This window comes from Moorena sp. SIO4G3 (genome assembly GCF_010692305.1).
GTDB lineage: Bacteria > Cyanobacteriota > Cyanobacteriia > Cyanobacteriales > Coleofasciculaceae > Moorena > Moorena producens_A.
Genome location: NZ_JAAHIG010000497.1, coordinates 1 through 5,737 on the forward strand (window position 1 = coordinate 1; position 5,737 = coordinate 5,737).

The 5,737-nt window shown below is 45.0% G+C and carries 6 protein-coding genes; 4 read left to right on the forward strand and 2 right to left on the reverse strand.

Annotated elements, in window-relative coordinates; genetic code table 11:
* Positions 1-58: 58 nt before the first annotated feature.
* Positions 59-811 carry a response regulator gene (locus F6J99_RS41045; RefSeq protein WP_293122172.1) on the reverse strand — a complete coding sequence of 251 codons (753 nt, stop codon included), beginning with the start codon at positions 809-811 and terminating at the stop codon, positions 59-61.
* A gap of 719 nt (positions 812-1,530) precedes the next feature.
* Between F6J99_RS41045 and accA the strand changes: the two genes are divergently transcribed.
* The 4 genes from accA to folE all read left to right on the forward strand — a co-directional run bounded on the left by accA (position 1,531) and on the right by folE (position 4,745).
* On the forward strand, positions 1,531-2,505 hold the full coding sequence (gene accA / locus F6J99_RS41050; protein WP_070391836.1) for an acetyl-CoA carboxylase carboxyl transferase subunit alpha: 975 nt from the start codon (positions 1,531-1,533) through the stop codon (positions 2,503-2,505).
* Positions 2,506-2,897: 392 nt separating this feature from the next.
* Positions 2,898-3,173 carry a hypothetical protein gene (locus F6J99_RS41055; protein WP_143727664.1) on the forward strand — a complete coding sequence of 92 codons (276 nt, stop codon included), beginning with the start codon at positions 2,898-2,900 and terminating at the stop codon, positions 3,171-3,173.
* Positions 3,173-3,898 (forward strand): SDR family oxidoreductase, encoded by a 726-nt coding sequence (locus F6J99_RS41060; protein WP_193431314.1) that lies wholly within the window; start codon positions 3,173-3,175, stop codon positions 3,896-3,898. The genes F6J99_RS41055 and F6J99_RS41060 overlap by 1 nt, the downstream gene beginning before the upstream one ends.
* Positions 3,899-4,022: 124 nt before the next feature.
* Positions 4,023-4,745, forward strand: a complete 723-nt coding sequence (folE, locus tag F6J99_RS41065; RefSeq protein ID WP_075906212.1) for a GTP cyclohydrolase I FolE — start codon at positions 4,023-4,025, stop codon at positions 4,743-4,745.
* 622 nt (positions 4,746-5,367) lie between these two features.
* Here folE and F6J99_RS41070 read toward each other — a convergent pair.
* Positions 5,368-5,565: a hypothetical protein gene (locus F6J99_RS41070; RefSeq protein WP_081431101.1), complete on the reverse strand. Its 198-nt coding sequence runs from the start codon at positions 5,563-5,565 to the stop codon at positions 5,368-5,370.
* Between the last annotated feature and the right edge of the window lie 172 nt (positions 5,566-5,737).

The window sequence follows — 5,737 nt, forward strand, 5'->3', positions numbered from 1 at the left end:
CAGTTGCTCGTAATTTTGCGCTGAATATCTATCGCTCCAATGGCTTCTCCAATATGGCTCAAGCACAGCGATACTGCCAATTTGGACTAGACACACTCAAGCGCATTTTTAGAATGAAATAGCCCTGCTGCTTGAGGTGGTGAGCTAAAAAGTTGGCAAGATTCCTAACTGAAGAGTTAATAGCACCTAAAGGAGTGTTAATTTCATGAGCAACTCCAGCCACTAGTTGTCCGAGAGCAGCCATTTTTTCAGATTGGATCAACTCGTCTTGAGTAGCTTGCAGCTGTTGCAGGGTTTCGTTGAGTTCTGCTTCCACTTCCATGCGCTGTTTGATTTCTTTTTTCAGACGTTGATTCTGCTCCTCCAATGTCTTAGTTTGGTCTTCAAGGGTTTTGGTCAAGGAACGCAGTTGTAAATGTACCTTGACTCTTGCTAACACTTCCTGTGACTGAATCGGTTTAGTAAGATAATCGACTCCCCCAAGCTCAAATCCTTTCACCTTATCCTCTATACCGGATAAAGCCGTCATAAAAATTACAGGAATATCTTTGGTTTCGTCATCCCCTTTCAAACGGCGGCAGGTTTCAAAGCCATCCATCCCTGGCATCAACACATCCAGCAAAATAATATCTGGATGGGCGTATTTAGCTCGCTTCAAGCCACTCTCACCATTGCGGGCTACCAAAATCGTCAAACCAGCATCTTCCAAATAATCAACAGCTACTCCTAAATTGGTAGGATTATCATCAATCACCAAAATAGTGAAGTTGCTTAAGTCAAGATCAGGGATATTCGTCGTGCTGACACTCATTGCTCTTTTTCCCAGTGCAGATAGTTTTCCACTAAAGCCACAATCTCATCTTCCTAAAACCCTCGCGCTAAATCTTTGAGTTGATTGGTAATAAGGAATATAGTCATCCAGTTCATCCAGATAGATAGCTGTGTCACGAATTTTCCTGATCAAAAATCCCAGGTAGTGTGCGAATCACGCCTATGGGCGACCGGGGAAGAAAAACCAGCTGGGGTATTTATTCCCCTGAAGCTACTTATGATGTGGATCTTCAATGGTATTACTTCCCAATCTTCCCCATCCTTTTGTTGAGATCTCTATTTTCCCCAGTAATTCACCAATCTGGCAAAGTTTCAGGTCAATAGCGATGATAGTATGTCTGGATTTGGGGATTAAGCCAAGTCTACGCTAGATTAGCCCTACACCTAGTAATAATACCTACTAATAATATCTTTGCCGTTTAGATCGTCAATTGTAAATAGCGATGCAACGCCGACCTGCGGGGGTTTCTCCCACTCGCTATTGCATCAAGACAGTGATGGGGAGATGGGAAGATAGGGAGAGGGTCAATTGAAGCAAATGATTGAGGTAAATGTTAAGTTGTCAAAAATTTTAATGCTACCAGATGATATAAGAGAAGCGTGGGATTCCCATCTATTTTTGATGGGTTTGCTACTCTGGAGTTATGGCCTGTAATCTTACACAGAAACCCACTGACCATTGACGAATGACCAGTAACTATGTCACCAGCAAAAAACAGAACCTTTAGTCTCGACTTTGAAAAGCCACTGGTTGAACTGGAAAAACGAATTAAGCAAATTCGGGAACTCGCAGAGGAAAACAATGTCGATGTTTCTGACCAAATCCGCCAACTGGAGACAAGAGCAATCCAACTGCGTCAGGAAATTTTCAATAGTTTATCACCAGGGCAACGGCTACAGCTAGCCCGTCACCCTAGGCGTCCAAGTACCCTCGATTATATTCAGGCAATTACTGATGAGTGGTTTGAGTTGCATGGCGATCGCGGTGGTTATGATGACCCAGCCCTAGTAGGGGGGATTGGCTCTTTGGCGGGTCGTGCTGTGGTAATATTAGGACATCAAAAAGGTCGTGATACTAAAGATAATGTAGCTCGCAACTTCGGGATGGCTTCCCCTGGGGGCTACCGTAAAGCGATGCGGCTGATGGAACACGCTAATCGCTTTGATATGCCAATTTTGACCTTTATTGATACCCCTGGTGCTTGGGCTGGTGTAAAGGCGGAAGAACTCGGACAAGGAGAAGCGATCGCTTATAACCTCCGAGAAATGTTTCGTCTGGATGTCCCCATTATGTGTACAGTCATTGGTGAAGGAGGTTCCGGCGGTGCTTTGGGAATTGGTGTTGGTGATCGGGTTTTGATGTTTGAAAACGCTGTCTACACCGTAGCTAGCCCAGAAGCTTGTGCCGCCATCCTTTGGAAAGATGCTAGCCAAGGACAGCAGGCAGCAGCAGCGTTAAAGATTACCGCTTGGGACCTCAAAGAATTAGGGATTATTGACAAAGTTTTATCGGAACCCATAGGAGGAGCTCATGGGGATCCCTTGGCAACCGCCTCTATCCTCAAAGAGGCTCTATTGGAAAACCTGGCAGAACTAACTCAATTAACCCCTCAACAGCGCCGGGATTTGCGCTATCAGAAGTTCCGAAATATGGGGATTTTTCTAGAAAGTTAGTCTTGAAGGAGTTAACAGGTAAATGGGTCAGAGGTCTATCTGTCAAGTCGCCAAGGCGTTGCTGGTGAACTGTTGCTGAACTAAGGACTGATCTCAAGTGGACTAATCTCAAGTATAGTTAGGTTCGCCTGCCAATTACGGCTACGGCTACTAACTTAAGGCGTGACAGATGATATGGCTATATATAGCAAGGGGTTCATCCTCTGGGGTATTGAGCTAATCATGCTCCGCATTTTGTCTGATGTTTAGGTTGGTAGCCCAATTACGAATTACCGTATCCCGATTTTTCTATCCTCAAAGTTTATTATTGACAGCCGACTTGGTAGCTGAATAGTCTGCGGATGATGATACAATTAACAATTGTTCACAATAGTCTAAGGTAGTTAGTCAGTTTGCTAAACAATTTCGGATACACCGAAAACCTAGCTGTGCCTTTGGAGATTAACTGCCCTAAGGGAGTGTCTATAATCTCGGTGCCTAACCAACTCACTAAACCTAAGCTTAATTCAACGGCGTCCACCTCTGGTGACCTGGTAGCTGACCTAGCAGATTTAAAGCTAGCAGATTTAAACCAAATACCTGCGTTATGTGGGCATTTGCTTCGGATCAATCCTGAGTTTTATCGAGACGGTAGACAAGCATTTGTAACAAAATCTTGTAAAATTTGATGATATCGACTGTTGAGCGACGCGCCATAATTACTGGAGCGAGCAGTGGTATTGGCAAGGAAACAGCTTTAGCCTTTGCTAAGGCAGGAATCAGTGTAGCCTTAGTCAGCCGTTCCCGGAACAACTTAGAGATGGTTGCTGCTGCTGCTAGGGCAGCTGGGGTGCAAGCTAAGGCTTATCCATATGATTTAGCTGAGCTGGAGCAGGTTAGATCTTGGATAGAAAAAATCACAGCAGATTTTGCTCCTATCACTATTCTCGTCAATAATGCGGGAATGGCTTACGCTAGATATCTCAGTGAGACACCCCTATCAGATTGGCAGCGCTTAATTGACCTGAATCTGACCAGTGTGTTTCAGTGCATCCAGGGGGTTCTGCCTGCTATGCGTGCCCAACACCGAGGCACGATCGTTAACGTGGCATCAATTGCTGCTAAGCAAGCCTTGCCTAAATGGGGGGCTTACAGCGTTAGTAAGGCAGGTATGATTGCCCTCTCCAAGACTCTAGCAGCGGAGGAAAGCCGCCATGGTATCCGGGTAGTAAGCATTTGTCCAGGTGCAGTCAATACCCCTTTATGGGATACAGATACAGTTCAGGTGCAATTAAATCGGTCAGGGATGTTGACCCCAGAAATTGTTGCCCAGTCAATTTTGCACACCGTCGAGCTACCACAACAGGCTGTCATCGAGTCCTTGACTCTGATGCCCAGTGCCGGGATTCTTTAGGGTATAGGTACAAATAATAGCACACTTTTGGTTCACTGAAAGGTTATTGCTGTGTCAATTTAACCTGTCCCTATGGTCTGGCAATATCAAGTTCATTTTTGTTTACAATCTAATCAGATTAATCATGACTATTGCTTCTTCCAATGGTTTCAACCGTGTTGAATCTGTTTCAACTGCTAAAAGTATCAATGGTAATGAGAAACATCAGCTAGAGACCCGTCCTGAGCGCAATACCCAGAATGGTCACCAGCCCAATTTACAAGCTCCTTTGGAAGAACTGAACCAGGAGATGATCAACGCTGTCACCACTATCCTATTGGGTGTTGGTGAAGACCCGCAACGAGAGGGACTGCTCAAAACCCCTAAGCGGGTAGCCGAGGCAATGCGATTCTTGACTAGTGGTTACAATCAGTCTTTAGAGGCAATAGTCAACGGGGCAATTTTTGACGAAGGTCATAATGAAATGGTACTCGTGCGGGATATCAATTTCTTTAGCCTCTGTGAACACCACATGTTGCCATTTATGGGTAAGGCTCACGTCGCCTATATCCCTAACCAAAAAGTGGTAGGACTCAGTAAAATAGCCCGTGTGGTCGAGATGTATGCACGGCGACTGCAAGTTCAGGAACGGCTGACTCGCCAGATTGCCGAAGCCATTCAAGCTGTCTTGGATCCAAAGGGTGTGGCTGTGGTGATGGAAGCTACCCATATGTGCATGGTGATGCGGGGTGTGCAAAAACCAGGGTCTTGGACCGCTACCAGTGCGATGGTCGGGATTTTTCAAGAGGATCAAAAAACTCGTGAGGAATTCCTCAACCTAATTCGCCATCAGCCGAATTTCTTTTAGGGGTTTGACTTAAACGGTTAACTAATCCTACTCAAAAAGTCATTAGTCATTAGTAATTAGAACTCTGGGAAAATTAACCTTTAGCTCAGACCTGACCAACAGTAGAGCCATGATTTTCAGCAGAGTTCTATTAGTCCTTAGCTTCAACCGCGAGAAGCCTCACAACGAACATGGGATGAATCGCGGACAGAGTTTTTTTACCAAGCAGGGAACTCAAAATCGTTTATATCGCCTATATCGTCTATAATGAAAGTAGTAGGGTAAATCAAATTAAGAGCTAACCGCCACCTAAGTGCTTAAAATAGAACTCATTATATTGTTCCGGTGGGTCGGGGCATCCCGGAGACGAAACCTTAGAAGAGTGGAGCCTTAATCAATAAGTTTTAACCCTTTACCCATAGCCTGCTAACCATAAAGGCGACCCTCTGAATGCGGTAACTTCTGACCGTATCGTTAATAAAGTAACCCGTGTATCCGTTCGCGCAGCGTCGGCGAAAGCCGATACCTTTGGGTGGAGTTGGTAAGAAGCCCACACTTTAATCTTTGATAAGCGTGTGGGAGTATGTAACTAACGGTAGTTACTGATCACAGATGAGTAATTACTAATGACTTACCTTAGCCACTAGTTAACAACATCCTCCCTAATAGTCTCCACATCAAACATTATGGAAAATTTTGCCTCAGGCATCATCTGCTTTAAAACTCGTAGATGTTCTTCAGCATTGCCGCGCCGTCGGAATCGGCCAACGGTGATATTACTGAGCTTGGGTTGCAGAAGGACAATGATCCAGGGATTGAGCTTTTCTTTATAATTCAACATAGGTTTTCCTGATAGGTTTTCCTTGAGACACTTGAATTTGGGGCCAAATTACTTTCCACTACCATCAGCGACCCATCTTTACACCTTGGAAAGCTGGTGAGATGGGGTAAGCCATCTGCAGAGGCTTACTTGGGCAAACAGCCCCTCATTCGGCAGGATTGATGACAGAGGA